27 protein-coding genes are annotated in these 26,079 nt (G+C 74.4%); 16 read left to right on the top strand and 11 right to left on the bottom strand.

Annotated features, from left to right (window positions below; translation table 11 throughout):
* Window positions 1–88 precede the first annotated feature (88 nt).
* The 4 genes from ACZ4M3_RS28685 (at window position 89) to ACZ4M3_RS28700 (ending at window position 4,540) form a co-directional block, all read left to right on the top strand.
* A complete protein-coding gene (locus tag ACZ4M3_RS28685; protein ID WP_467737421.1) occupies window positions 89–1,000 on the top strand; it encodes an SDR family oxidoreductase in 912 nt (303 codons plus the stop codon).
* A gap of 9 nt (window positions 1,001–1,009) precedes the next feature.
* Complete coding sequence (locus ACZ4M3_RS28690; protein ID WP_467737423.1) at window positions 1,010–2,209, top strand: acyl-CoA dehydrogenase family protein; 1,200 nt, start codon at window positions 1,010–1,012, stop codon at window positions 2,207–2,209.
* A gap of 4 nt (window positions 2,210–2,213) precedes the next feature.
* A complete protein-coding gene (locus ACZ4M3_RS28695; RefSeq protein ID WP_467737425.1) occupies window positions 2,214–3,281 on the top strand; it encodes a Zn-dependent alcohol dehydrogenase in 1,068 nt (355 codons plus the stop codon).
* 80 nt (window positions 3,282–3,361) lie between these two features.
* The gene (locus ACZ4M3_RS28700; RefSeq protein WP_467737427.1) at window positions 3,362–4,540 is read left to right on the top strand and encodes a UDP-N-acetylglucosamine--N-acetylmuramyl-(pentapeptide) pyrophosphoryl-undecaprenol N-acetylglucosamine transferase; all 1,179 of its coding nucleotides are present in this window, start codon (window positions 3,362–3,364) and stop codon (window positions 4,538–4,540) included.
* Window positions 4,541–4,591: 51 nt separating this feature from the next.
* Here ACZ4M3_RS28700 and ACZ4M3_RS28705 read toward each other — a convergent pair whose 3' ends face one another.
* Window positions 4,592–5,203, bottom strand: a complete 612-nt coding sequence (locus ACZ4M3_RS28705) for a flavin reductase family protein (RefSeq protein WP_467737570.1) — start codon at window positions 5,201–5,203, stop codon at window positions 4,592–4,594.
* 252 nt (window positions 5,204–5,455) lie between these two features.
* On the opposite strand from ACZ4M3_RS28705, the gene ACZ4M3_RS28710 reads away from it, so the two are divergent.
* Window positions 5,456–6,247, top strand: coding sequence for a VOC family protein (locus ACZ4M3_RS28710; protein ID WP_467737429.1), 792 nt, complete (start codon window positions 5,456–5,458; stop codon window positions 6,245–6,247).
* Window positions 6,248–6,275: 28 nt separating this feature from the next.
* Here ACZ4M3_RS28710 and ACZ4M3_RS28715 read toward each other — a convergent pair whose 3' ends face one another.
* From ACZ4M3_RS28715 to ACZ4M3_RS28725, 3 genes are all read right to left on the bottom strand, one after another.
* Window positions 6,276–7,082: an enoyl-CoA hydratase/isomerase family protein gene (locus ACZ4M3_RS28715; RefSeq protein ID WP_467737431.1), complete on the bottom strand. Its 807-nt coding sequence runs from the start codon at window positions 7,080–7,082 to the stop codon at window positions 6,276–6,278.
* Between the two features lie 91 nt (window positions 7,083–7,173).
* Window positions 7,174–9,408, bottom strand: a complete 2,235-nt coding sequence (locus ACZ4M3_RS28720) for an acetate--CoA ligase family protein (RefSeq protein WP_467737433.1) — start codon at window positions 9,406–9,408, stop codon at window positions 7,174–7,176.
* Window positions 9,409–9,609: 201 nt separating this feature from the next.
* The gene (locus ACZ4M3_RS28725) at window positions 9,610–10,821 is read right to left on the bottom strand and encodes a flavin-containing monooxygenase (protein WP_467737435.1); all 1,212 of its coding nucleotides are present in this window, start codon (window positions 10,819–10,821) and stop codon (window positions 9,610–9,612) included.
* 155 nt (window positions 10,822–10,976) lie between these two features.
* On the opposite strand from ACZ4M3_RS28725, the gene ACZ4M3_RS28730 reads away from it, so the two are divergent.
* The 3 genes from ACZ4M3_RS28730 to ACZ4M3_RS28740 all read left to right on the top strand — a co-directional run bounded on the left by ACZ4M3_RS28730 (window position 10,977) and on the right by ACZ4M3_RS28740 (window position 12,764).
* Entirely contained in the window at window positions 10,977–11,429 is a 453-nt protein-coding gene (locus tag ACZ4M3_RS28730) for a DoxX family membrane protein (protein ID WP_467737437.1), read from the top strand.
* Window positions 11,426–11,857, top strand: coding sequence for a Zn-ribbon domain-containing OB-fold protein (locus ACZ4M3_RS28735; protein WP_467737439.1), 432 nt, complete (start codon window positions 11,426–11,428; stop codon window positions 11,855–11,857). Before ACZ4M3_RS28730 ends, ACZ4M3_RS28735 begins: the two co-directional genes overlap by 4 nt.
* Before the next feature lie 133 nt (window positions 11,858–11,990).
* Entirely contained in the window at window positions 11,991–12,764 is a 774-nt protein-coding gene (locus ACZ4M3_RS28740; protein WP_467737441.1) for an LppU/SCO3897 family protein, read from the top strand.
* Between the two features lie 21 nt (window positions 12,765–12,785).
* Here ACZ4M3_RS28740 and ACZ4M3_RS28745 read toward each other — a convergent pair whose 3' ends face one another.
* Window positions 12,786–13,460 carry a pyridoxine/pyridoxamine 5'-phosphate oxidase gene (locus ACZ4M3_RS28745; protein ID WP_467737443.1) on the bottom strand — a complete coding sequence of 225 codons (675 nt, stop codon included), beginning with the start codon at window positions 13,458–13,460 and terminating at the stop codon, window positions 12,786–12,788.
* Between the two features lie 532 nt (window positions 13,461–13,992).
* Between ACZ4M3_RS28745 and ACZ4M3_RS28750 the strand changes: the two genes are divergently transcribed.
* Entirely contained in the window at window positions 13,993–14,496 is a 504-nt protein-coding gene (locus tag ACZ4M3_RS28750) for a hypothetical protein (RefSeq protein WP_467737445.1), read from the top strand.
* Between the two features lies 1 nt (window position 14,497).
* Here ACZ4M3_RS28750 and ACZ4M3_RS28755 read toward each other — a convergent pair whose 3' ends face one another.
* Window positions 14,498–15,718, bottom strand: coding sequence for a thiolase C-terminal domain-containing protein (locus tag ACZ4M3_RS28755; RefSeq protein WP_467737447.1), 1,221 nt, complete (start codon window positions 15,716–15,718; stop codon window positions 14,498–14,500).
* A gap of 164 nt (window positions 15,719–15,882) precedes the next feature.
* On the opposite strand from ACZ4M3_RS28755, the gene ACZ4M3_RS28760 reads away from it, so the two are divergent.
* Together ACZ4M3_RS28760 and ACZ4M3_RS28765 are read left to right on the top strand one after the other, a co-directional pair.
* Window positions 15,883–17,094, top strand: a complete 1,212-nt coding sequence (locus ACZ4M3_RS28760) for an acyl-CoA dehydrogenase family protein (RefSeq protein ID WP_467737449.1) — start codon at window positions 15,883–15,885, stop codon at window positions 17,092–17,094.
* Complete coding sequence (locus tag ACZ4M3_RS28765; protein ID WP_467737451.1) at window positions 17,094–17,570, top strand: nitroreductase family deazaflavin-dependent oxidoreductase; 477 nt, start codon at window positions 17,094–17,096, stop codon at window positions 17,568–17,570. The genes ACZ4M3_RS28760 and ACZ4M3_RS28765 overlap by 1 nt, the downstream gene beginning before the upstream one ends.
* Window positions 17,571–17,633: 63 nt before the next feature.
* On the opposite strand, the gene ACZ4M3_RS28770 is transcribed toward ACZ4M3_RS28765, so the two are convergent.
* The gene (locus ACZ4M3_RS28770; RefSeq protein ID WP_467737453.1) at window positions 17,634–18,281 is read right to left on the bottom strand and encodes a TetR family transcriptional regulator; all 648 of its coding nucleotides are present in this window, start codon (window positions 18,279–18,281) and stop codon (window positions 17,634–17,636) included.
* A gap of 319 nt (window positions 18,282–18,600) precedes the next feature.
* On the opposite strand from ACZ4M3_RS28770, the gene ACZ4M3_RS28775 reads away from it, so the two are divergent.
* From ACZ4M3_RS28775 to ACZ4M3_RS28790, 4 genes are all read left to right on the top strand, one after another.
* Window positions 18,601–19,413, top strand: a complete 813-nt coding sequence (locus ACZ4M3_RS28775; RefSeq protein ID WP_467737455.1) for a VOC family protein — start codon at window positions 18,601–18,603, stop codon at window positions 19,411–19,413.
* Window positions 19,414–19,529: 116 nt separating this feature from the next.
* Window positions 19,530–21,935, top strand: coding sequence for a protein serine/threonine kinase AfsK (gene afsK / locus ACZ4M3_RS28780; protein ID WP_467737457.1), 2,406 nt, complete (start codon window positions 19,530–19,532; stop codon window positions 21,933–21,935).
* 54 nt (window positions 21,936–21,989) lie between these two features.
* Window positions 21,990–22,487, top strand: a complete 498-nt coding sequence (locus ACZ4M3_RS28785; RefSeq protein ID WP_467737459.1) for a peptidylprolyl isomerase — start codon at window positions 21,990–21,992, stop codon at window positions 22,485–22,487.
* Window positions 22,488–22,677: 190 nt separating this feature from the next.
* Window positions 22,678–22,992: a 4a-hydroxytetrahydrobiopterin dehydratase gene (locus ACZ4M3_RS28790; protein WP_467737460.1), complete on the top strand. Its 315-nt coding sequence runs from the start codon at window positions 22,678–22,680 to the stop codon at window positions 22,990–22,992.
* Window positions 22,993–23,005: 13 nt separating this feature from the next.
* Here ACZ4M3_RS28790 and ACZ4M3_RS28795 read toward each other — a convergent pair whose 3' ends face one another.
* Entirely contained in the window at window positions 23,006–23,425 is a 420-nt protein-coding gene (locus ACZ4M3_RS28795) for a MarR family winged helix-turn-helix transcriptional regulator (protein WP_467737462.1), read from the bottom strand.
* A gap of 25 nt (window positions 23,426–23,450) precedes the next feature.
* The gene (locus tag ACZ4M3_RS28800; protein WP_467737464.1) at window positions 23,451–24,293 is read right to left on the bottom strand and encodes an NAD(P)H-binding protein; all 843 of its coding nucleotides are present in this window, start codon (window positions 24,291–24,293) and stop codon (window positions 23,451–23,453) included.
* Window positions 24,294–24,393: 100 nt separating this feature from the next.
* On the opposite strand from ACZ4M3_RS28800, the gene ACZ4M3_RS28805 reads away from it, so the two are divergent.
* On the top strand, window positions 24,394–24,882 hold the full coding sequence (locus tag ACZ4M3_RS28805; RefSeq protein WP_467737466.1) for a MarR family winged helix-turn-helix transcriptional regulator: 489 nt from the start codon (window positions 24,394–24,396) through the stop codon (window positions 24,880–24,882).
* A 9-nt stretch (window positions 24,883–24,891) separates the two neighbouring features.
* Here the strand turns inward: ACZ4M3_RS28805 and ACZ4M3_RS28810 are convergent, their stop codons facing one another.
* Window positions 24,892–25,398: a GNAT family N-acetyltransferase gene (locus ACZ4M3_RS28810; protein WP_467737572.1), complete on the bottom strand. Its 507-nt coding sequence runs from the start codon at window positions 25,396–25,398 to the stop codon at window positions 24,892–24,894.
* Between the two features lie 42 nt (window positions 25,399–25,440).
* Complete coding sequence (locus ACZ4M3_RS28815) at window positions 25,441–25,971, bottom strand: hypothetical protein (RefSeq protein WP_467737468.1); 531 nt, start codon at window positions 25,969–25,971, stop codon at window positions 25,441–25,443.
* Between the last annotated feature and the right edge of the window lie 108 nt (window positions 25,972–26,079).

Genomic DNA, 26,079 nt, shown 5'->3' on the forward strand with positions numbered 1-26,079 from the left:
GCCTCATCAACTCCCAGGGCTTGTGCTGCGGCATCGGATGGCCCGTAGAATCTAACGGTCCGTCAGAAACTGCGGAAAGGGGTCGGGCGTGGGGAACTTCCTGGCAGGCAAGGTCGTCGCCGTCACCGGGGCGGGCCGGGGCATCGGACGGGCCGTGGCACTCGCCGCGGCCGCCGAGGGGGCCAAGGTCGTCGTCAACGACTACGGCGTGGGCATCGAGGGCGGCGAGCCCACCAGCGAAGTCGCCGCGTCCGTGGCCGAGGAGATCGAGACCTCGGGCGGCGAGGCCGTCGCCGTCGCCGACGACGTCTCCACCATGGCGGGCGGCCAGCGCATCGTCGACACCGCCCTCGCCCGGTACGGGCGCATCGACGGGGTCGTCTGCGTCGCCGGCATCCTGCGCGAGCGGATGCTGTTCAACATGTCGGAGGAGGAGTGGGACCCCGTGGTCGCCACCCACCTCAAGGGCACCTTCACCGTCTTCCGCGCCGCCTCCGCCGTCATGCGCCGGCAGGGCTCCGGCACGCTCATCGGCTTCACCAGCGGCAACCACCAGGGCTCGGTCGCCCAGGCCAACTACAGCGCCGCCAAGGGCGGGATCATCTCCCTGGTCCGCTCGGCCGCCCTGGGCCTGGCCAAGTACGGGGTCACCGCCAACGCCGTCGCACCCGTCGCCCGGACCCGGATGTCCGCCAACGTACCCATGGAGCTCAAGGAGATCGGCGAACCCGAGGACGTCGCGGCGCTCGTGACGTACCTGCTCAGCGACCGGGCGAAGGCGGAGGGGATCACCGGCCAGGTGTACACGGTCGCCGGCCCGAAGATCGCCGTGTGGGCGCAGCCGCGCGAGCTGCGCGCCGGGTACGCGGAAGGCTCCTGGACCCCCGAGAAGATCGCCGACTTCCTGCCCGGGACGGTGGGCACCGACCCGATGCCGATGCTCGCGCAGCTGGAGGCCATGTCCAAGGCGGCGGCCGCCAAGGACCGCCCCAACGCGTGAGGGGAACCCATGGACTTCGGCTTCGGCCCCGAGGACGAGGAACTGCGCGGCCGCGCCCGGTCGTGGCTGCGGGAGCACCTCGTGGGCCCGTACGCGCACGCCCGCGGACTCGGCGGCCCCGGCAGCGAGCACGAGGGGGGCGAGGCGCGCCGCGGCTGGGAGCGTGAGCTGGGCCGCGGCGGCTGGATCGGCCAGGGCTGGGAGGTGCCCGACGGGGCCTACGGGCAGCGCCGGCTCTCGCTGACCGGACAGGTGGTGTGGGCGGAGGAGTACGCGGCGCTGCGCGCCCCCGGGCGGGTCGGCCACATCGGGGAGAACCTCCTCGCGCCCACCCTCGTCGCCCACGGCACCCCGCAGCAGCGGGACCGCTACCTGCCCGGGATCGCCCGCGGCGAGGAGCTGTGGTGCCAGGGGTACAGCGAGCCGGGCGCCGGCTCCGACCTCGCCGGAGTCCGTACGGCGGCCGTCCGGGACCCGGCCGACGGGCGCTACCGGATCACCGGGCAGAAGATCTGGACCTCCCTCGCCCGGGAAGCCGACTGGTGCTTCGTCCTGGCCCGCACCGAACCGGGCTCCCGCCGCCACCGGGGCCTGACCTTCCTGCTGGTGCCGATGGACCAGCCGGGCCGCATCGAGGTCCGGCCCATCCGCCAACTGACCGGGACCAGCGAGTTCAACGAGGTGTTCTTCGACGGGGCGGTGGCCGCCGAGCCGGTCGGCGGCGAAGGCGACGGCTGGAGCGTGGCCATGGGCCTGCTCGCCCTGGAGCGGGGCGTCTCCACCCTCGTGCAGCAGATCGGCTTCGCGGCCGAACTGGAGCGGGTGCTGGCCGCCCACGCCGCCTCGGGGGCGGCCGACCCCGTCCTGCGGGAGCGGCTGGTGCGCCAGTGGGCCGAGCTGCGCACCATGCGCTGGAACGCCCTGCGCACCCTGGGCGGCTGCGGCGACCCGGGCGCGCCGAGCGTGGCGAAGCTGCTGTGGGGCGGCTGGCACCGGCGGCTCGGCGAGCTGGCGGTGGCGGTACGGGGCGCGGCGGCCACCGCCGGACCGGCGGACTGGGGCCGGCAGGACCCGTACGAGCACGGGCTCGACGAGGAACAGCGGCTCTTCCTGTTCAGCCGGGCCGACACCATCTACGGCGGCTCGGACGAGATCCAGCGGAACATCATCGCCGAGCGCGTGCTCGGCCTGCCCAGAGAGACGCGGTGACGACATGCGAGGCGTCGTGTTCGACGGCAAGCAGGCCCAGGTGGTCGACGATCTGGAACTCCGCGATCCGGGCCCGGGGGAGGTGCTGGTCGCGATATCGGCGGCCGGACTGTGCCACAGCGACCTGTCGGTGATCGACGGGACCATCCCCTTCCCGCCGCCGGTGGTGCTGGGGCACGAAGGGGCGGGGGTGGTCGAGGCCGTCGGGCCCGGCGTCACGCACGTGGAGGCCGGCGACCACGTCTCGCTGTCCACCCTGGCCAACTGCGGGGCCTGCGCGGACTGCGACCGGGGCCGGCCCACCATGTGCCGCAAGGCGATCGGAATGCCGGGACAGCCCTTCTCGCGCGGCGGGAAGCCGTTGTTCCAGTTCGCCGCCAACTCGGCTTTCGCGGAGCGCACGATCGTCAAGGCCGTGCAGGCCGTGAAGATCCCGAAGGACGTCCCGGCGACCTCGGCCGCGCTGATCGGCTGCGGGGTCCTGACCGGGGTGGGGGCGGTACTGAACCGGGCTCGGGTGGGCCACGGCGAGTCGGTGGTCGTCATCGGCGCGGGCGGCATCGGGCTGAACGTGCTCCAGGGCGCCCGGATCGCCGGGGCCGGGACCATCGTCGCGGTGGACGCCAACCCGGCGAAGGAGGCGGTGGCCCGGCAGTTCGGGGCCACCCACTTCATCGACGCGTCGGCCGCCGGGGACTCCTCGGCGGCGGTCCGCGAGATCCTGCCGACCGGCGCGGACCACGCCTTCGAGTGCGTGGGCCACGTACGGCTCATCCGGCAGGCCGTCGACCTCCTCGACCGGCACGGACAGGCGGTCCTGCTGGGCGTGCCCGGCTTCAAGGAGGAGGCCTCCTTCCAGGTGTCGTCCCTGTACCTGGACAAGACGATCATGGGCTGCCGGTACGGCTCCTCGCGGCCGCAGCGCGACATCGCGCTGTACGCCGAGCTGTACCGGCGGGGGAAGCTGCTGCTGGACGAGCTGGTGACGGAGGTCTACCCGGTGGAGGACTTCGCGAAGGCGGCGGACGACGCCCGCCACGGGCGCGTCGCGCGCGGGGTGCTCACCTTCTGACACCGTGCGGGCCCCTGGCCCGGGGGCCCGTCACCGACCGAACCGCACGCCACGGGGGCCGGGCCGGTAGGGTGCGCCGGATGAACAGTGCTTCGCATGTCCCGGCCGCCTTCCGTCTGATCGTCACGGGGGGAGGAACCGGGGGGCACACCTATCCCGCGCTGACCGCGATCCGCGCGCTCCAGCACCGGCTGGCGGCGGACGGCAGGGCGGTCGAGGTGCTGTGGATCGGCACGGCGGAGGGCCTGGAGGCCCGGGTGGCACCGGCCGAGGGCATCGCCTTCAAGACCGTGGCCACGGGCAAGATCCGCCGTTCCAGCAATCCGCTCAAGATGGTGAGCCCGGCGAACGTGAAGGACATGGCGCGCGTGCCGCTCGGCGTGGCCCAGGCCCGGAAGATCATCGCGGACTTCCGGCCCGACGTGGTGCTCGCCACGGGCGGCTACGTCGCCGTCCCGGCCGGCCTGGCCGCCCGGATGTGCCGCCGCCCGCTGGTCCTGCACGAGCAGACCGTGCGGCTGGGCCTGGCCAACCGGAAGCTCGCGGGTTCGGCGACGCGGATCGCCGTGTCGTCGGAGTCGTCGCTGCCGCTGCTGCCGGAGTCGGTGCGCGGGATCGCCGTCGTCACCGGCAACCCGATCCGCCCCGAGGTGCTGACCGGGCACCCGGACGAGGCGGTGGAGGCGCTGGCCCTGTACGGCTTCGACCGGCGGCTGCCGACCGTGTATGTCACCGGCGGCGCGCAGGGCGCCCAGCAGATCAACGACGTCGTACGGGACGCACTGCCGTGGCTGCTGGAGCGGGCGAACGTGATCCACCAGTGCGGGCCGGCCAACGTCGACGGCCTGCGGCAGCGCGCGGCGGCCCTGGCGCCGCAGCTGGCCGGCCGGTACCACCTCGCCGGGTTCGTCGGCCCGGAGCTCCCCGACGTGCTGGCGCTGGCCGACGTCGTGGTCTCCCGCAGCGGCGCCGGGACGCTCGCCGAGCTGACGGCGCTGGGCAAGCCCGCGGTGTTCGTCCCGCTCGCTTCCTCGGCCGGGAACGAGCAGGCGCACAACGCCCGCCACCTGGAGGAGGCCGGCGCCGCCGTCGCCCTGCTCGGTGACGTCACCCCCGACCGGCTGAAGGACGCGGTCGGCCCGCTCCTCACCGACCCCGCGCAGCGGGCGGCGATGGCGGAGCGGGCCCGGGCCCACGGACGGCCGGACGCGGCGCACAGGCTGGTGGACGTGATCCTGTCCGCCGCCGCGTCCGGCTGACCGGCCGGGACCCGGCGGGCCGCGACGCCCCCGGGGCGCGAGAGCGCCGGATCAGGGGGTGAAGCGGCCGAACCTGCCCTGGTGGAAGAGGAGCGGGTCGCCCTCGCCGGATGCGCCGAGGGCCTCGACGCGGCCCACGACGATGAGGTGGTCGCCGCCCGTGTGGACGGCGTGGATCCGGCAGTCGATCCAGGCGGGCACGGCGTCCAGCTGCGGTGAGCCGGTCACCGGGGACGGGCGGTGGCTGACGCCGGCGAACTTGTCGGCGCCGCTGACCGCGAACGAGCGGCACAGTGAACCCTGTTCGGCGCCCAGGATGTTGACGCAGAACACCCCGGCCCGGGCGATCCGGGGCCAGGTGGTCGACGTACGGGCCACCATGAAGGTGACCAGGGGCGGCTCCAGGGACAGCGAGGCGAAGGACTGGCAGGCGAAGCCGGCCGGTCCGGCCGGTCCGGCCGAGCCGTCGGTGGCCGGCGCGGTGATGACGGTGACCCCGCTGGCGAAGTTGCCGAGGACGGCCCGGAACTCGGCGGCGCCGACCGGCGCCCGCTCGTCCTCCCGGACGGCCCGCAGGTCGGGGCGCGGCAGGGGATCCGGCTCCGCCGCGGCGGAGGTGGGGGAGCCGGCCGACCTGAGGTATCGGACGACGGTGGCCGCCATCCCTGCATGTCCCATCACACTTCGATTGAAGCTGACGGCTCGTCAGATAGGAAGGGGCGGGAAGGGCCGGGACGGGGGCGGGAAGGGGTGGGGCAGCGCGGCCATGAGGCACGGCCGTCCCGCTCTACCCCGGTCGGGTGAACCCCGGCCCGCCGGGGACCCGTAGGCCGGACAGCCGCGCGCGGGCTCGGCATGGTGGCGGGGACCGGCGTGCCGCCGTACGCCGTAGCATCGAGACACCCGGGAGACCCCATGCTCGGCACCGATTTCCGTACCGGCTCACCCAACTGGCTCGACCTCGGCAGCCCCGACATCGACGCTGCCGTCGCCTTCTACCGGGGCGTGTTCGGCTGGGACTTCGCCTCCGCCGGACCCGAGGCCGGCGGGTACGGCTTCTTCCAGCAGGACGGCAAGACCGTCGCCGGGATCGGACCGCTCACCGAGGAGGGCGCGAACTCCGCCTGGATGGTGCACTTCATGAGCCCGGACCTACAGGCCACCGTCCGGGCCGTCAGGGACGGCGGCGGCACCGTCCGGATGGAGCCGATGGACGTCATGGGGGAGGGGTGGCTCGCCCAGTTCACCGACCCGCAGGGCGCCCAGTTCGCCTCCTGGCAGCCCGGCAAGACCGCCGGACTGGAGGTGGCGTCCGCCGAGAAGTCGCTGGTCTGGGTGGAGCTGCACGCGCCGGACCCGGTCGCGGCCATCTCCTTCTACCAGGGGGTGTTCGGCTGGCGCAGCGAGGAGATGCAGACGCCCGGGATGACGTACCGGGTGCTGAGCACCAAGGACGGCGACCAGCGCGAGGCGTCCTTCGGCGGGGTCGCGCCGCTGGGTGACGGCGCGGGCGGCGGCGGCCTCGGACCGAGCTGGGTGCCCTACTTCCACGTCGCGGACGTGGACGCCACCGTGGGCGCCGCACAGGGCAACGGCGGCTCGGTGCTCATGCCGGCGGCGGACGTGCCGGACGTCGGCCGGATCGGCTGGGTGGCGGACCCGTTCGGGGCCACCTTCGCGCTGCTCAAGCCCAGCCCCCAGATGTAGGCCGGGGCCCAGCCCTCCCCCCGCGGCCTCAGCGGCCGAGGTACTTGGGGGTGCGGCGCTCCACGAAGCTCGCCACGCCCTCGTTGGCGTCGGCGGTGGTCATGTTGATCTCCTGGGCGGCGGCCTCGGCCGCCAGGGCGGCCGCCCGGTCCCCGTCCAGGGAGGCGTTGACCAGCTGCTTCGTCAGGGCCAGGGCCCGGGTCGGGCCCTGGGCCAGGCGCTCCGCCCAGGCGCGGGCGGTCGCCTCCAGGGCCTCGGCCGGGACCACCGTGTTGACCAGCCCGAGGCGTTCGGCCTCCGCGGCGGGGACGGCGTCACCGAAGAACATCAGCTCCTTGGCCTTCTGCGGCCCGAGCAGCCGCGGCAGCAGGTACGCGCCGCCGCCGTCCGGGACCAGGCCCCGGCGGACGAACACCTCGATGAAACGGGCCGGTTCGGCCGCGATGACCAGGTCGCAGGCGAGGGCGAGATGAGCGCCGATCCCGGCCGCGGTGCCGTTGACGGCGGCGATGACCGGCTTCTCGCAGTCGAGGACGGCGGTGATCAGCCGCTGGGCGCCGAGCCTGATCATCCGGGCCACGTCGCCCGCGACCCGGTCACCGGCGGCCGGGCCGCCGCGCAGGTCGGCGCCCGCGCAGAACCCCTTCCCGGTGGCGGTGAGGACGACGGCCCGCACCGCGGGATCGGCGGACGCCTCCGCGAGCAGCGCGATGACCCGCTCCCGCTGCTCCCAGGTGACGGCGTTCATGGCCGCGGGCCGGTTGAGCGTGATCCACGAGACGCCGTTGTCGACGCGGTGCAGTACCTCGTCCGCGGGGGTGGGGGCGGCGGTCATGGCTGGACTCCGTTCGCGTCAGGGGCGTCCCGGCCGTCCGGGAGCCGGGGCGAGGGGCCCGGACCGCAGCTCCGGGCGGCAGCGGCCTGCGTCAGCGGCAGACGGCCAGGGCGTCGAGGGCCACCGCGCCCTGGCCGCGGGGGAGCACCATCAGGGGGTTGATGTCCAGCTCGGAGAGGGTGTCGCCCAGTTCCAGCGCCATCCGCTGGACCCGCAGGACGACCTCCACCAGCGCGTCCACGTCCGCCGGGGGTGCGCCCCGGACGCCCTCCAGCAGCGCGTGCCCGCGCAGTTCGGTCAGCATCGCCCGGGCCTGGTCCTCCCCGAACGGCGGTACCCGTACCGCCGCGTCGCGCAGGACCTCCACCAGCACCCCGCCGAGGCCCACCGTCACGGTCGGGCCGAAGAGGTCGTCCTGGGTGACGCCGACGACCATCTCCACGCCCCGCTCGACCATCTGGCAGACGAGGATGCCGTCCAGCGGGACGCCCTCGTAGCGGGCGATGTCCGTCAGCTCCCGGTAGGCGTCGCGGATCTGGCTCGCCGAGGTCAGGCCGATCTTGACCAGGCCCAGCTCCGTCTTGTGCCCCAGCTGGGGGCCCGAGGCCTTCATGACGACCGGGTACCCGACCAGGCCCGCCGCCCGTACCGCCGCGGCCGCGCTGGTCACCAGCTGCTCGCGCGGGACCCGGATCCCGTACGCCCGCAGCAGCTGTTTCGCCGCGTGCTCGCTGAGCTGCTGGCCCGGCCGCATCAGGGCCTGGGCCTTGCGGTAGGAGGGCGACGGCGTGCGCGGGGCGTCCTCGAAGGGCGAGCGGTAGGACGTGGTGAAGCGGTGGTGGCCCAGGTAGGCCCGGACGGCGGTGATGCAGTTGCCGAAGGTGCGGAAGGTGGCCACGCGGGAGGAGCCGAGCAGCGTGGTGCGGTAGGCCTCCTCGGTGCCGACCGGGGAGCCCCAGATCACGCAGATCAGTTTGTCCGTCCGCTCGGCGGCGGCCACCAGGTCCTGCGCCAGCTTGTCGCTCATGGGCGGGAACGGCCCGGTGATCGGGCAGATCAGGACGCCCACGGACGGGTCGGCGAGGATCGCCTCGATGATCTTGGGGCCGCGCCAGTCGCCGACGGGGTGGCCGCCGTTGTCCACCGGGTTCGCGACGTTCAGGTACTCCGGGATCCACTGGTGCAGCTCGTCCTGCTTGGCCTGCGAGAGGGTGGGGAGGGTGAGGCCCGCCTCGGTGGCCAGGTCGGAGAAGTGGGCCCCGGTGCCACCGGAGATGGAGTACACGACCACGCCCTCGGCCCTGGGCGGGCGCGCGCGGGCCAGCAGGGCGGCGGTGTCCTGGAGCTCGTCCAGGCCGTCGACCCGGATCACCCCGAACTGCCGCATGGCCGCGTCCACCACCGCATCGGCGCCCGTCAGCTTCCCGGTGTGGGAGGCCGCCATCCGGGCGCCGGTCTCGGTCCGGCCGACCTTGACGGCGACGACGGGCACCCCGGCCCGCGCGGCCCGGTCGGCGGCGAGCAGGAAGGCGCGGCCGTCCTTGAGCCCCTCCACGTAGCAGGCGATGGCCCCGACCTCGGGCCGCTCGGCGAAGTAGGAGATGAAGTCCGCGGTCTCCAGATCGGCCTCGTTGCCGGTGGGCGCCCAGTGCGAGAGCCGGATGCCGAGTTCCTGGAGGGTGTAGACGGGCCGGCCCTGGTGGCCGGACTGGGTGATCAGCGCGATGGCCGGGCCGTCCAGGTCCTCGCGGAACGCCTCGAAGGCGTTGAGGTTGGTGTTCGGGCCGAGCAGGCGCAGGCCCGACCGGCGGACGGCGGCGGAGAGCCGGGCCTGGGCGGCGGCTCCCGCGTCACCGGTCTCGGCGAACCCGGAGGCGAAGGCGACCGCGAACTTGACCTTGGCCTCGGTCAGTTCCTCGATCACCGGGAGCGGGTCGGCCACGAGCAGGACCGCCAGGTCCACCTGTTCGGGCAGCTCGGCCACGGAGGCGTGGCAGGGCAGCCCGAAAACGGTGGCGCGGGTCGGGTGCACCGGGTGGATCCGGGCCCCGACGCGCTCCGCCCAGGCGATGAGCTGGCGGGTGATGCCGGTGTTGGGTCTGCCCTCGGCGTCGGAGGCGCCGATGACGGCCACGGAACCGGGCCGGAAGAACCGGTCCAGGTCGGGCACGTCGGAGCGCAGCGGCCGGCCGCTGACGTCCAGTGCGGCCGCGTCCTCGGCGGTGGGGGCCGCCGTGGAGTGGACGGCCGTCCGGGGGGTCTCGCCGCAGGCCTCGACCCGTGCGCGGAAGTCGGTGGTGAGGGTGCCGTGAGTAGATCCAAGCATCGTTCCGCCCGCTCCTGCTCGATGAACTCCATGAGTCTCGCTAGCTGACGCATAGTCAGATTACTGAACTGACACGCCGTCAGGAACAGGGATGCGCAGGAAAGATGGTGGAGGTGGTGTGTGGAACGGTCCCAGAACCCCGGGCGAGGGGTCCAGGACGGTTTCGGCCGACCCTGCGGCACTGGCGGTCGGCCGACGGTTTCAGCCGGCCCTGCGGCGGCGGGTGGGCGGCTCGTGGTCCGCGGCCGGCCGGCGGCGCGCCACGGCCTTGGCGATCTTCTCCGCGTCCAGGGCCAGCTCGCGGAACATCCCGCTGATGGGGTTGGTGAACCCGGTGAAGTACAGGTCCGGCGCCCCGGCGGGGGTACGGGCGCCGTGCGCGAGGGGGCGGCCACGCTCGTCGAGGACGCCGAGGTGGCCGACCAGACCCTCCAGCGCCCGCCGGTAGCCGGTGGCCGCGATCACCACGTCCGGGGTGATCCGGCTGCCGTCGGCCAGCTCCACCGCGGCCCCGTCGAGGGCGGTGACGGCGGCGACCGGCTCGACCGCGCCGCAGCGGACCGCGTCGATCAGCCCGACGTCCTGGACCGGGATGGCGCCCTCGCGGACCCTGCTGTACAGGCCGGTGGTGGGGCGGGGGAGCCCGTACGCCGACAGGTCCGGCACGGTCGCCCGGGCGACGAGCGCGCCGAGCCGGTCCACGAGCCGTACGGGCAGCCGGCGCACCAGGATCCCGGTGCGCTGCGCGGGCCAGCTGGCGCTGGAGCGGCGCACGATGTGCGGCGCGGTACGTACGGCGAGCCGCACCCGCGCGGCGCCGCCCGCGGCGAGGTCGACGGCTATCTCGGCGCCGGTGTTGCCGACGCCGACCACGAGCACGTCCCGGCCGGCGTACGGGGCGGGGTCGCGGTACTCGGCGGCGTGCAGCAGCCGCCCCCGGTAGCCGGCCCGGCCGGGCCAGTCGGGCAGTGCCGGGGTGTGGTTGAACCCGGTGGCCACGACGACGGCCCCCGCCGCCAGCACGCGCCCGCCGCTGGCGTGCAGGGTCCAGCCGGCCCCGTCGGCGGCGCGCTCGATCCGGGTCACCTCCACGCCGGTGACCAGCTCCAGCTCGTGGAACTCGGCGTACTTCTCCAGGTACCGCACGACGTTCTCCCGAGCGACCCAGCGCCCGAAGCGGCGCGGCAGGGCCAGGCCCGGCAGGCCGGAGAGGCGCCGGGTGGTGTGCAGGCGGAGCCGGTCGTAGTGGGCGCGCCAGGAGGCGCCGACGGCGTCGGACTTCTCGACCACCACGGCGCGGACCCCGCGGGCGCGCAGCGCGGCGGCGACGGCGAGGCCGCCGGGACCGGCGCCGATCACGTACACCGGGCGGGGCTGGGTGGTCAGGTCGGGGGCTGTGGGGAGTCCGGGCATGAGGTGTGAGCGTATCGACACAGAGAGTTGATGGGTCTCGGACAAGGAGGGAATCGATTGCGGATCGGTCACGGGCCCGCTCCGGGGGCCTTGCGGGACGGGCGCCGATCGGGTCAACTGACGTACCGTCAGATCAGGGAGGATGGGAGCTGCCGATGCAGACCGTCTGGCTCAGTGGGGCCGAATGGACAGCCGTGCTCCGGATAGGCCTCGGCCTGTGGTGGCTGGAGAGCTGGCGGCACAAGGACAAGAAGGGCTGGTTCGAACGCGGCACCGGCATCGCGTGGGCCGCCGACGTGGCGGGCAAGCACCGCTGGGCGTTCGTGCGGGGCGGCTTCGACCGGGTCGTCCGGCCCCGCCCCAAGCTCATGGCGTACGTGGTGGTGTACGCGGAACTCGCCCTCGGGCTCGGCCTGGTCCTCGGACTGCTGACGCCGGTCGCGCTCGTCGGGGGGCTGCTGCTGAACCTGCTGTACCTGGTGCTGATGATCCACGACTGGGCCGAGCAAGGGCAGAACGCGATGATGGCGCTCATCTCGGCCGTCGCGCTCTTCGCCATGGGCTGGCAGGTCTGGTCCCTCGACGCGGCGACGGGACTGTTCCTGTGACAACGAACCCCAAGGGCGCCGTCCGGTACGACCTGCCAGAGGCGGACGACTTCACCCGCCCCTACTGGGAGGCGGCCGCGCGGGGCCGCCTGCTGCTGCGGCGCTGCGCGGAGTGCGGCCGGGCGCACCACTACCCGAGGGAGTTCTGCCCGTACTGCTGGGCGGGGGAGGAGCGGGTGCGGTGGGAGGAGGCCGACGGCTCGGCCGTCCTCTACACGTGGTCGGTGATCCACCGCAACGACCTGCCGCCCTTCGGGCAGCGGGTGCCGTACGTGGCGGCGGTGGTGGACCTGGCGGAGGGGCCGCGCATGATGACGGAACTCGTGGACTGCGAGGCGGCCGACCTGAGCGTCGGGATGCCGCTGCGGGTCGCGTTCCGCGAGAGCGGCCCGGGTGCGGCCGTCCCGGTGTTCCGCCCGGAACGGTAGGCCCGGCGGCGGTGCGCGCCGTTTGTCACAGACCCGCACCGGACGGGCGGAACGGCTGCGTCCCCGGGCGGGGTCCGGCGATCCTGGGTCGGCGCCAGCAAGGTCCGTACCACCTCACCCCTCGGAGCAGCCGGTGTCCTCGCAGGAGATCCCCCTCACGATCACCCCCGAGCAGGCCGCCTACGGCGTGATCCTGCCGGTGTCGCTGCCCGGCGGGGACGCGCGGCTGCGGATCCCGGCCGGGTGCCGGGACGGCGAGCTGGTACGGGCCCGGGTGGGCGGCGGCGAGGTGCTGCTGCGCATACGGGTGGCGGGGGCGGCGGCGGGGGAGCCGACGGTGGCGTCCGCCGCCGTGCCCGGGCAGGGGCGGCCGCAGCAGCCCAAGTCGTCGTCCGGCGTGGGCGGTTGCCTGGCGGTGATCGGTGTGGTCGCGGCGGTGATCATCGGCGCGGTGGTGGTGAACAGCGGCGACGACGAGCACACCTCGTCCTCGTCCTCTTCGTCGCCGACTCCGACTCCGACGTACAGCTCCTATGCGCCGGCGCCGCTGCCGACCGCGACCTCGTACACCTCCGGCACGAGCGGCGGTGCGGGCTCGGTCCCGTACCCGTCCTCCGCTCCGACCACGGCGGATCCGAGCCCCTTCGACACGGGCACCTGCCTCAACGGGCAGTTGCCGGACTCGACGACGGCGCAGAGCGTCGAGAACGTGGAGGAGGTCTCCTGCTCGGCGTCGGACGCGCACTACAAGGTGATCCAGCGCTTCGGGTTCACCTCGGACCTGCACCGCTGCGACAACACGCCGCGTACGGAATACGCGTTCTCGTACCGCTACACCCTCAACGGGGCGCCGATCAACGAGTACGTGTACTGCCTGATCGGCCTCGGCTCCTACTCGCGCAGCTGAGGCGCGGGCCGGGCGGCGGGTTCACGGCCACAGGAGGGTGCGCGTCCAGGTCCCGGCGGGGTCGCGCCGGTAGTGGAGGCGGACGTGGCGCCGGGCGGCGTCGCCCTGGAAGAACTCGACCTCGGCGGGCGCCAGTACGTACCGCGTCCACGTCGGCGCCGCCGCCTCGGGGTCGGCGCCGGCCCGGGCCCAGGCGGCGGCCGAGGCCTCGGCGAGCTCGGTCAGGGACCCCAGCGCCTCGCTCTGGCGGCCGGTCAGGGCCGCGGCCAGCGCCCCGCGTGAGCGCACGGCCAGGTCCTCGCGGCTCTCCCGTGCGCCGCAGGCGGTGACGTGCCCCCGGACGCGGATCTGCCGGGCGACGGCGGGCCAGTAGAAGCCGAGCGCCGCCTCGGGCCGGCCGGCCAGCTGGCGGCCCTTGGCGCTGGTGGCGTGCGAGGCGAAGTGCCAGCCCTGGGTGTCGGCGTCGTGCAGCATCAGGGTGCGTACGTCGGGGTGCCCGTCGGCGTCGACGGTGGCGAGGCTCATCGTGTGCGGCTCGGGCTGGCCGGCGCGGGCGGCGTGCACGAACCACTCGCGGAACAGCGGCAGGGGCGTGGGGGGCGCCGCCTGGGGGTCGAAGGAGGGGAGCGGGGCGTCCCAGACGCGCAGGGAGTGCAGGATGCGGTGGAATTCGTCGCCGCCGGTCTCGCTGGTCATGGCCCCATGGAACACCATCCGGGCCACTCCAGCCCCGGCCGGGCCATCTCCAGCCCCGCCTCAAGCGCCGGCGGCGCTTGGAAGTCTCGGGCCCCGGCCGGGCAAGTTCAGCCTCGTGGGGGCACCTCTGGGGGTCCCCCGGACGGAGTCTGGGGGAGGTAGCTGGGGGAGTTTGAGGCGCGGGGGTCCGGGGACCGGCCCCCGGCCACGGCGCCGCACCTGTCCGCTGCGCGGAGCTGTCCCCTACCCGCTCTTCCCCCGTTCCCCGGGCTCCGCCCGGACCTCCCCCGGACTCCGTCCGTGGGGACCCCACTCAAGCGCCGGCGGGGCTGGGGTGGGCTCCGCCCAGGGCCGGGCCTCAAGCGCCGGCGGGGCTGGGGTGGGCTCCGCCCAGGGCCGCGCCTCAAGCGCCGGCGGGGCTGGGGGTGGGCCGCCCGGGGCCGGGCCGGGGAATCGGTGGAAAGTGCCTCCGGCACGGGGTGGGTCGTTCTTATGATGTGCCCTCATCAAACGGCTAGCGGTGGGGGTACACATGGACGACACGGGCGCCAGACGCGGACGACGGACCGGGGCGGTGCTGCGGCGGGCGTTGGCGGCGCTGCTGCTGGCAGGGGTGGCCGTCGCCTGCGGGCCCGATGCCGGGAGCGCCCCCGCCCGGTCACTGGCACCGGCCACACCGTCGGCGGTCGCGTCCGCACCGCCCTCGTCCACGCCGCTGCCCGGCCCCTCGGCCTCGGCCTCGGCTTCGGCTTCGGCCCCGGCGACCGTCGCCGTATCGACACCCTCCGCCGAACCGACGACGAAGGCCCCGGCCCCGACGAAGGCGCCCACGAAGGCCCCGACCGAGCCGCCGGTCCAGGAACCGACCCGGGCCGAGCAGCAGGCCTCCTGCGAGATCGTCTCCAACAGCGGCAACTGCTACAAGGCCGGCCAGTTCTGCCGCAAGGCGGACGTCGGTCGCGACACGCACGGCGCGAACGGCCGCGTCATCTACTGCCGCGCCGACGGCGGCAGCCAGCCGCGCTGGAACTACTGAGCTACCGGCCGAGCAGCACCGTCCCCGAGGAGCAGAACCAGCCGCCGGTGCCCGAGGCCAGAGCCACCTCGGGCAGCCGGCCGTCCCGCTTCGTGACCTGGCGGCCCGGGCCGGCCTCGCCGCGGAGCTGGCGGACCGCCTCCACCAGCAGGAACAGCCCCCGCATCCCCGGGTGGCAGGCCGACAGGCCGCCGCCGTCGGTGTTGACCGGCAGCTCGCCGTCCCGCAGCAGGCGGCCCTTCTCCACGAAGGCCCCGCCCTCGCCCTTCGCGCAGAAGCCGAGGTCCTCCAGGGTCACCAGCGTCATGTACGTGAAGGCGTCGTAGATCTCCGCCAGGTCCACGTCCGCCGGGGTCAGGCCCGCCCGCTCGAAGGCGAGCCGGCCCGAGACCGCCGCCGGGGAGACGGTGAAGTCCTCCCACTCCGACATGGTGGTGTGGGAGACGGAGGTGCCCGAGCCCAGGATCCACACGGGAGCCTTCGCGGTGTCCGGTACGTACTCCTCCGCCGCGAGCAGGACGGCGCAGCCGCCGTCCGAGCGGATGCAGCAGTGCAGCTTCGTGAAGGGGTCCGCGATCATCTCGGCGGACAGCACGTCGTCCACCGTGATCGGATCGCGGTACATCGCGTCCGGGTTGGTCGCGGCGTTCGCCCGGGCCTGGACGGCGACCGCGGCGAGCTGCTCCGCCGTGGTGCCGTACTCGTGCATGTGGCGGCGCGCGGCCATGGCGTACTTCGCGACGAGGGTGTGGCCGTACGGCACCTCGAACTGGAGCGGGCCCCGCGCTCCGAAGGACAGGTTCGAGGTGCGCCGCCGGGCCTTGATGTCGGCGCGGGCGGTGGAGCCGTACACCAGCAGCACGGCGTTGGCGTGGCCGGCGGCGATGGCGTCGGCGGCGTGGGCCGCCATGACCTCCCAGGTCGAGCCGCCGACTGAGGTGGAGTCGACCCAGGTGGGGCGCAGCCCCAGGTACTCCGCCACCTCGACGGGGGCCAGGGTGCCGAGCCCGGCCGAGGCCAGGCCGTCGATGACGGAGCGGTCCAGGCCCGAGTCGGCGAGCGCCCGGCGGGCGGCTTGGGCGTGCAAGGCGTAGGGGGTGGGTCCGTCCACCCGGCCGCAGTCGGAGAGCGCGACGCCGACGACCGCGACCCTGCGCCGGGGTGCGGAGGTGGCGGAGCGGGGTCCGGGGGAGCGGGGTCCGGGGGAGCGGGGTCCAGGCATGGGGTGACGGTATATCTGACATACCGTCAGGCGCTAGAGCGCGTTCCGCCGAGGTGACTTCGATCGTGACAGGCCCTGGGCATCCGGGGTCGGTCGCCCTAACATGACGGCCCGTCAGATGCGCCCAGCCACTGCTGGCAGGTGCCCCCGGGAGGAGCCCGACGATGGATGCCGCCTTCACCGCTGAGCAGGACGAGATGCGCCGCACCCTGCGCGAGGTCCTGGGCAAACGCTGCGGTCCGGACGAGGTCAAGGCCGCCGTCCGGACCGCCGCCGGATACGACCGCGAGCTGTGGCAGCAGCTCTCCCGGCAGCTCGGTCTGCCGGGCACGGCGATCGCCGAGGAGTACGGCGGGGTCGGCTGTGCGCCCGCCGACCTGGCCCTGGCCTGCGAGGAGACCGGGCGGGTACTGCTGCCCTCCCCGCTGCTGGCCACCGCCGGGCTCGTCGCGCCGCTGATCGGTGCCCTCGGGACGGCCGCCCAGCACTCGGCGCTGCTGCCCCCGCTCGCCGCCGGGGCCCTGACCGCCGCGCTCGTCGTACCCGGCCCGGCCCTGGCCACCGCCCTCGCGCTGACCGGGGACAACACCCCCGGCGACTGGTCCGGGGGCGGCCGGGCCGGCGGGGTGCAGGCCCGCGGCGGCGCGGACGGCGGCTGGCGGCTGTACGGGGAGGCCGCCCAGGTGCTGGACGGGCACAGCGCCGGCCTGCTCCTGGTCGCCGCGCACACCGGCGGCTTCGCCCGCAGCCGCACCCTGCTGTTCCTCGTACGCCAGGACGCGCCCGGCCTGGTCCGGACCCGGCAGGCCACCCTGGACGAGACCCGGCCGCAGGGCCGCGTCCAGCTGCGCGACGTGCCGGCCGAACTCCTGGGCGGCCACGGCGGCGACCGCTTCGGCGGCGGTGACGGCGGTGACGTGCCCGGGGCGCTCGCCGCGACCGGCCGCACCGTCGCCACCGTCCTCGCCGCCGAGGCGGTCGGCGCGGCCGGCCAGGCACTGGCCCGCACGGTGGAGCACGTGACCCAGCGCGAGCAGTTCGGCCGCGCGGTCGGCTCCTTCCAGGCGGTCAAACACCGGCTCGCGGACCTCTACGTCCAGGTGCAGGCGGCCCGCTCCGCCGCGTACTACGCCGCCTGGGACCCCGACCAGGGCGGCCTCGCCCTCGCCCAGGCGCTGGAGGCGCTGCGGCTGACGGCCGGGGAGGCCATCCAGCTGCACGGCGGCATCGGCTTCACCTGGGAGCACGACGCGCACCTCTACTTCAAGCGGGCCGCGGCCGACGAACTGCTCTTCGGCCCGGCCCACCGGCTGCGGGCGCACGCCGCGCAGCGCGCCGGGCTCTTCCCGGCGGTCCACGAGAGGATGGCCGTCTGATGGCAGCCGTCGGTGTCCGCCTGATGCAGAAGGTCTCCTCGACCCTGCTGTTCGCCAAGATCGCACCGCACGTCATCCCCGCCATGGACAAGGCGGTGCACAAGCTCACCCGGGGCAAGGTCATCCTCAGCGCGCAGATGCTCCCCGGGGTGATCCTCACCGCCAAGGGCGCCAGAACGGGCGAGCCGCGCACCACGCCGCTCGCCTGCATGCCGCTGGACGACGGCGCGAGCTGGCTGCTGATCGGCTCCAACTTCGGCCGTCCCGGCCACCCGGCCTGGACCGCGAACCTGCTCGAACACCCCGACGCGCAGGTGAGTTGGCACGGCCAGGACATCGCCGTCCGGGCCCGGCTGCTCCAGGGCGAGGAGCGCGCGGCGGCCTGGCGGGAGGCCTTGGCGTTCTGGCCGCCGTACGCGACGTACCAGGCGCGCATCGAGCGTGAGATCCGGCTGTTCCGCCTGGAGCGCCGCTGATCGCGGTGCGGGCAGGCCCTCGGCGGCGGACCTGGACCCCTGGCGGGGGTCCGGGGTCCGCCGTTACCTGGTCGGCTTCTTGCCGGTGATGCCCAGGTGGACGAGGAGCGCCAGGTTCGGCTTGAGTTCGGCCTGCTTGACGCCCCAGGTCTGGAACCCCTTCTGGTGCGAGGCCACCGCGGCCAGCATCGCGACCAGCGAACCGGCCATCGCGGCCGGGCTGACGTCCTTGTCGACCTTGCCCTTGGCCTGGAGTTCCTTCATCGACTCCGTGAGGGAGTTGGTGACGGAGTTCAGGATCTTCATGCGGATCTTGTAGAACCGCTTGTCCCCCTCGGCCGCGCCGAGGTCGACCACCCGCAGGATCGCGTCGTTGCGGCGCCAGAAGTCCAGGAAGCCTTCGACCAGTTCCTCGGCCGCGGCCCAGCCGGCCTTGCCGACCCAGTTGCGGCCCTCGACGAGCGCCGTCAACTGGGCGCCCTCCGTGGCCATTTCTTCGGCGATCTCCAGGACGGCACCTTCGACGTCCGGGAAGTACTGGTAGAAGGTCGCGGGGGAGGTACCGGCCTTGCGTGCGACGTCGATCACCTTGACGTCGCGGTACGGCGAGGAGCTGAGCATCTCGCCGAGGCAGTCGAGCAGCTTCTGCCGCGTCGCCTGGCCGCGCCGGCCGGCGACACGCCCGTCGACGGTGCGTACTTGTCCTGTCATGCCGTCAGCTTACCGAGGGGTGATCGGCGCGCTATTCGGCCGCCTGCAAATGGGGTCAACCGGCCGCCGACCTGGGCCACAGCGGCCGCCCGCCCGGCCGTCCGATGCATTTCGGCCGTTCTCCGCGTTCGGTGCGGCCCGCCGCCCGCGCCGCCACCGCCGCCGTCGCGGACCGTCACCGGCCCCACCCGTATCGTGTCGTAATCCCCCGAATAGTCTTGTCAACAGGCTGTGGACAAGTTTTCGGACCCATCATGGCCGGGAGGCGCAGTGCGGACGAAGGGGGGCATACCCCCGCACGACGGAAGGAACCGGGCCCATGACGGCATTCGCGGAAGGCTCCCCCTGCTGGGTCGACGCCTCGCTCCCGGACGTCGAGGCGGGAAAGCGCTTCTACGGTGAGCTCTTCGGGTGGACCTTCGGCGACAGCGCGGGCGCCGAGTACGGGCACTACACCCAGGCCTACAGCCGCGGCCGCAACGTCGCCGCCCTCGCGCCGAAACCCGACGGGCGCATGCCGACCGTCTGGGGGATCTACCTCTACACCGTCGACGCCTACGCGTGCGCCGCCCGCATCCGCGGCGCCGGCGGCCAGCTGGTGATGGACCCGCAGCCCGTGGGCCCCTACGGCACGGCCGCGATGGCCGCCGACCCCGGCGGCGCCGTCTTCGGCCTCTGGCAGCCCGGCACCCACCACGGCTTCGAAGCCCAGGGCGAGCCGTACACGTACCGCTGGTCGGAGGTCTACACCCGGGCCCGAGACGCCGTCGACGTGTTCTACGCCAAGGTCTTCGGCTACGTCCCCGAGGACCAGGACGACCCCGCCTCCGGCATCGAGTACCGGGTCTGGTCCCCGCCCGGCAGCGCCCCGGGCTCGGCCACCGCCGTCCTGGGGCGCAGCGTCATCACCGACGCGTTCCCGGAGATCATGCCGTCGCACTTCCTCGCCTACTTCGCCGTCCCCGACTGCGACCAGACCGTGGCCACCGCACGGCGCCTCGGCGGCCGGGTCACCGCCGATCCCGTGGACACCCCGTACGGCCGCATCGCCGTCGTCGCCGACAATCAGGGGGCGGTCTTCGGCGTGCTCTCGGAGCCCCGGACCAAAGCCGGCGGCGAAACCCGGCCCTGACCCGGGGCCGGACCAGGCGCGGGCCTGACAGAATCGGGCGTGCGCGCCGGTGGACGCGCGCTGCGGGCGGGTCCGGCGTGGGCCCGGACGGCCCGTACGGGGAGGTGTGGAGGCGAGTGGTGGAGCAGCTGACGCAGCACGACCCGAGACGGATCGGCCCCTTCGAGGTGCTGGGACGGCTCGGCGCCGGCGGCATGGGGCTGGTCTACCTCGCGCGGTCGGCGTCCGGACGGCGCGTCGCGATCAAGACGGTGCGCACCGAACTCGCCGAGGACCAGCTGTTCCGCGTGCGCTTCACCCGCGAGGTGGAGGCGGCCCGCGCCGTGTCCGGCTTCTACACCGCGGCCGTGGTCGACGCCGACCCGCGCGCCGCCGTGCCGTGGCTGGCGACCGCGTACGTGCCCGCGCCCTCCCTGGAGGAGATCGTCAACGAGTGCGGGCCCATGCCCGTGCAGGCCGTCCGGTGGCTCGCGGCCGGCATCGCCGAAGCCCTCCAGTCCATCCACGGCGCCGGCCTCGTCCACCGCGACCTCAAGCCGTCCAACGTGCTCGTCGTGGAGGACGGCCCGCGCGTCATCGACTTCGGCATCGCGAGCGGGGTCTCCAACACCCGCCTGACCATGACGAACGTCGCCGTCGGCACCCCCGCCTACATGTCGCCCGAGCAGGCGAAGGACTCGCGCAGCGTCAAGGGCGCCAGCGACGTCTTCTCCCTCGGCTCGACGCTCGTCTTCGCCGCCACCGGACACCCGCCCTACCACGGGGCCAACCCGGTCGAGACGGTGTTCATGCTGCTGCGCGAGGGCCCGAACCTGGAGGGGCTCCCCGACGAGCTGCGGCCCCTCATCGACTCCTGCATGCAGCCGGACGCCACCCGCCGCCCCACCCCGGCCGACCTCCAGGCGCAGCTCGCCCCGCACCTCTTCGACGGCGGCGACGACAGCGGCACCGCCTCGGCCTGGCTGCCCGGCCAGGCCGTCGCCATGATCGAGGCCCGGCGCGCGGGACTGCGTACGGCCGTGGTCCCCGCCCCCGCCCGCAAGCCGCGCGGCGTCCAGGGGCCGCCGTCGGGCCCCGCCACGCACCGACCGCGCCGCGAGGGCGCCGAGTCCTGGGTGGACCCGCGCACCGGCCAGGCCGCCCCGCCGCTGCCGCCCCACCCGCCGGGCGGCTCCCCGGTGCCCTCGGGCGAGCCCGTGCGGCTCGGCGCCTCCCCGGTGCCGATCGGGCCCGGGCCGCGCGCGACGGCCGCCGCGGCCGCCGCTGCCGCGGCCGACGTGGCGACGGGCTGGATCCGCCCGCCGGGCGGCGCGCCCGGCGAGGCCGTCCCCGCCGTGCCGCACCAGTCGGCGGCGTCCGCCGCGGGCCCGACCGGTCCCGCGCCCGACAGCGGCCGCTGGCGGCCCTGGCGCTTCCGCATGTCCAACGAGGTCTGGGGCACCCCCACCGTCGCGGGCAACCTGCTGTACGTCACCTCCTTCGAGGTGCACGCCCTGGACGTCGGCAGCGGCCGCCGCCAGTTCAAGACGCGGGACGTCGCCTGGTCCATGGCCGTCGCGGACGGCCGTATCCACGCCTCCGACGGCCCCTCCCTGTACGCCCTCGACGCCGCCGACGGCTCCGAGCGGTGGCGGCTGGCCGCCGAGGCCTGGGTGTACGCGCTGCGCGCCGAGCGGGGCACCGTCGTCACCGCCACGCGCGGCGGTGGCGTCCAGGGCTGGGAGGCCGCCAACGGCCAGAAGCTGTGGGAGCTCAGTGGCGCCCAGTCCGACTTCGAGACCCCGGAGGCGGCGCCCGTCCTGCACGACGGCACCGTGTACGTGTGGCAGGACGCCCGGCTGCGCGCCCTGGACGCCCGCTCCGGCCTGGAGGCCTGGTCGTACCCGGTCGGCGACGCGGCGTCCTGCGGGAACGTGCCGGTACGGGTCACCCCGGCGCCGGACGGCAACGTCTACGTCGCCGCCGGCACCCGCGTCCTGTCCGTAGACAAGGCCTCGGGGCGGGTGCGCTGGCACTTCGAGGCCCCGGCGGTCTTCCTGGCGCCCCCGGCCTACGCCCCGGGCGCGGCGGTGACGGGCGGCGGCGTGTACCTCGTCGACTACCTGGGCACCGTCTACGCCCTGGACGCGGTGACCGGCAAGGACCGCTGGCGCATCGCGACGGAGTCGCGGCCGTCGCCGGACCCGGTCCTGGTGGCGGCCGGCAACGTCCACCTGGGCGCGGGCAGCGCCCTGTACACGCTCGACGCGGTCACCGGCACCCCGAAGTGGCGGTTCGCGGCGGGCGGGGAGATCACCGGCTCGCCGGCGGTCGCGGACGGCCGCGTGCACTTCGGTTCGGCGGACCACTGCCTGTACACCCTGGACGCGGCGGGCGGCCAGCTGCGCTGGAAGCTGGCCACGGGCGGCGAGATCACCGGCGCCCCGGTGGCCGAGTCGGGCGTGGTCTACGCGTGCAGCAAGGACCGCTGCGTGTACGCCCTGGACGCGGCGAAGGGGACGGGCACCCGGACGGGCGGGTGAGCGCGGCCCGGCCCCCGGGTCGCGCGCGGCACCGGGAGTGACAGGATGGACCCCATGAGCAACGTTTTCTTCGACATCACCATCGACGGTGCCCCCGCGGGCCGCATCGTCTTCAACCTGTTCGACGAGGTCGTCCCGAAGACGGCCCGGAACTTCCGCGAGCTGGCCACCGGCCAGAACGGCTTCGGCTACGCGGGCTCCGGCTTCCACCGCGTCATCCCCCAGTTCATGCTGCAGGGTGGCGACTTCACCAACCACAACGGCACCGGTGGCAAGAGCATCTACGGCGAGAAGTTCGAGGACGAGAACTTCCAGCTGAAGCACGACCGCCCGTACCTGCTGTCGATGGCGAACGCCGGCCGCAACACCAACGGCTCGCAGTTCTTCATCACGACGGTCGTCACCTCGTGGCTCGACGGCAAGCACGTCGTCTTCGGCGAGGTCGTCGAGGGCCAGGAGATCGTCGACAAGATCGAGTCCCTGGGCACCCAGTCCGGCGCCACCAAGGCCAAGGTCGAGATCGCGGCCTCGGGCGCCGTCGACGCCGCCTGACCCCTCCCGCTCCGGCCGGCCGGCCCCGTCCCCTCCGGGGGAACCGGGGCCGCCGCCATGTCCGGGCCCGGCCGGACCGCGCCAGGCCGGTGAACTGGTCACCCTGCGGCGGGCCTTGGGGCCGTGGCACGATGCCCCGGCAGGCCGGGAACCCGCCGGGTCCCGGCGCCCGTGACCGAGGGGAGCCGACATGGGCGTACCGAAGCCGCTGACGCACGAGGAGATCGCCGAAGGCCTGGCGGAGCTGCCGGGGTGGGAGCAGGACGGCGACGTGATCACCCGGACCTACGAGATCCCCTACCACGCGGCGGTCGCGGCGATCGTGACGATCGCCGACCGGTCCCGGCGCGTGCGCCACCACGCGGACCTCGACCTGCGCATCGACCACCTGCGCGCGTCGATCACCACGCCCGACACCGGAAACCGGCTGACCGCGGCGGACTTCGACCTGGCCCGCCGCATCGATGCGATCGTGGCCGCGCACCGGGCGCTGCCCCTCGACTGAACGCCGCGCGCGGTCAGCGGGCGGCCGGCGTGAGGTTGCGGGCCATGCGGGCGAGGACGCTGACGGCGGCGGTGTATTCGTCGGGGGAGATGCCGTGCGCCGCGAGCGCCCGGAAGGCGTCGACGCGTACGGCAGCCTCGGCGCGACACGTCCGTCCGGCGTCGGTGAGGGCCAGGGTGCCGGGGGTCGGGCGGGTGAGCCGGCCCGTGGCGAGGAGGGCCTCGACCGCCGCCGTCAGGTTCGGCGCCGCCGCGTTGACGGCGAGGAGGTCCCGAACCGCGCGATCGGTCGCGGGAGCCTCTCCGACCGCGTTGAGGACCTGCCAGGTCAGGCGGGTGAGGCCGGCATCCGCCAGCAGGGCGTCCATATGGGCGGTCAGGGCCTGGTCGGTGCGCGCCAGCCAGTAGCCGATGGGCCTGTCCGTGTCCTGCATGGGTGCGGGTCTCCGTTTCGGGTGGTCAGCGGGTGGTGAAGGCTGCGGCGTTCTCGCGGGCCCACTGGGCGAAGGTGCGCGGCGCGGCGCCGAGCAGCGAGGCCGTGGTGTCGGCGATGGGGACCGGCGTGACCGTGGCGCGGGCCCACAGGTCGAGCAGGGAGCCGGTCATCGCGGGGGGCAGCCGGCGGCCCAGCTGCTCCTCGGCCTCCGCGCGGGTGATCTCCACTACCGGCACGGGCCGCCCGATGGCGTCGGCGATGATCGCGAGCTGCTCCCGGAAGGTCAGCGACTCGCCTCCGGTGAGGGTGAGCGCGCGGCCCGCCAGGCCGTCACCGGCCAGCGCGCGGACGGCGACGTCGGCGATGTCGGCGGGGTGGACGGGCGCGGTGCGGGCCTCCGGGTAGGCGAGCTGGACCGGTGCGCCCCGGGCGATGAAGTGGGCCCAGCCGAGGGCGTTGGAGGCGAAGGCGTCGGGACGCAGCAGGGTCACGGTGAAGGGGGCGCCGGCGAGGGCCCGTTCGACGCGGAGGCTGTGCGAGGCCAGCGGGTCGTCCTCCGCGCCGGGTTCCAGGACCGAGGCGGACGACAGCAGTACGACGTGCTCGACGCCCGCGGCCGCGGCGGCCTCGGCGAACGCGGAGATGCCGGCGGGCTCCGGGTAGAGGAACACCCGGCGGACGCCGGCCAGCGCGGCGGCGAAGGTCTCGGGCCGGTCCAGGACCAGCTCGGCGCTCTCCACGCCGGGCGCCACGGCGAGCTCGGCGGGCCGGGCGCTGGCGGCGCGGACGGGGTGGCCGGCGGAGTGCAGGAGGCCGGTGACGGCCCGGGCGACGGCGCCGCGGGCGCCGGTGATGAGGGTGGTCATGAGAAGCCCTTGTTCGTGAGAATGAACATATGCATGCTTGCATGCACACGTTTTCACGTCAACACATGCCTGCGCGGATTCACGGAGGTATTCTCGGGCCATGGCGAACCCCGAGACGATGACGGCCGACGAACTGCTGGACGCCGTCGGACCGGCGTTCTCCAAGCTGCGCCGCACCTCACTGCTGGAGGTCGAGAACCCGATCTCGGCGAAGGACCTGAGCCGCACCATCGTCCTGAACCACGTACTGGAAGCCACCGGACAGCCGGACCGGGAGATCACCGTCGGGGGAGTGGCCGAACTGCTCGGCGTGGACCCCTCGGTCGCCAGCCGCATGGTCAGCGACAACATCAAGGCCGGCTACCTCGTGCGCGGCGCCTCCCAGCACGACGGCCGCCGTACGGTGCTCCACCTCAGCGAGGCCGGCCACGAACTGATGGCCCGCTTCCGCCGCCACCAGCGCTCGGCGTACGAGTACATCACCGCCGACTGGTCCGAGGACGAGCGCCTCGATTTCGCCCGCTTGATGCTCAAGTACGCCGGCGCCCTGGCGGAGCTCCGCCACCGCGCCCCGGACCCGGCGGGCTGACCGGCCGGTTCAGACCCGCCGCGCCAGGACCCGGCCCGGCCAGGTACCGGACCGGAAGCGGTCGGTGGGGGTGAAGCCGTTGCGCTCGTAGTAGGCGACCAGCTCGCCGCCGCCGCCCGCCCAGCAGTCGACCCGCAGCAGCCCGGCTCCGGCCCGCCGGGTCTCCTCGGCGGCGCGCTCCAGCAGCGCCGCCCCGATCCCCAGGCCCGCGTACCGGCGGTCGCTGACCAGCAGCCGGACGTACCGCTCGGGTTCCGCGGCCGGCGCGATCGGCAACTGCGGGCTCGGTCCCGAATCCAGCACCAGGGCTCCGGCCGGTACGCCGTCCCACTCCGCGACGAAGGGCAGGTTCTCGGTCGTGTACCGCTCGACCCGCTCGGCCCCGCCGGGCCGCTCGGAATAAGGGACCGTGCCCCACTGCTCGGTGTTGCCGCGCGCGTTCATCCACGCCACCGCGGAGTCGAGCATGTCCAGGACCGCCGCCGCGTCGGCCGGGCCGCCGGGCCTGATCCGCATCCGTATGCCGTGTGCGCTGTCGTCCACGGCGGAAGCCTACGGCTAGCGGGTGTCCGACGGCGCCGGCGGCCAGGGTTCGCCGCCCGGGTAGGCCTGCGTCGTCGTCGGCGTGAGCGGCGTGAGCGGCGGGAGGTCGCGGTCGCTGACGCGGCGGTGGCGGCGGCCGCGCATGACCGCCGCCGCCAGGACGAGCAGCGCGCCGGCGCCGAACGCGCTGGCCGCGCCCGCGCCGATGCCCCGGCCGTCGGTCCCCACCGAGATGCTGCCCGGGGCCTGGCCCAGCCGGACCAGCCACAGGGCGGCGAAGCCGAAGACCACGACCCCGGCGAGCGCCATGAGGGCACGCGAGCGCCGCACGACCGCGACGAGCGCCACCAGCGCGGCGAGCCAGAACGGCAGCACCAGCGAAGTGAACAGGGCGGTTTCGGCGCCGGTGAACCCGCCCGGGGAGAAGAGGTCCACGAGCCGGTAGTCGCGCCCGCGCCGGCCGTCATACCAGGCGCGGAACGGACTCCAGGCGGCGGTCGCGGCTCCGATCAGACCGAGCAGCGAGCCGAGTACGTTGCGGATCATGCCCGGCCCTCCGGGGTAGGGATCTTGATCTCGACGCTACGTGCGGCCCGCGGCGCCCGCACCCCGGGTGGGGCGTCCGGGGGGCCTGGTAGCGTGGCGCGCCGTTGC

The organism is Streptomyces sp. NPDC026522 (genome assembly GCF_055567555.1).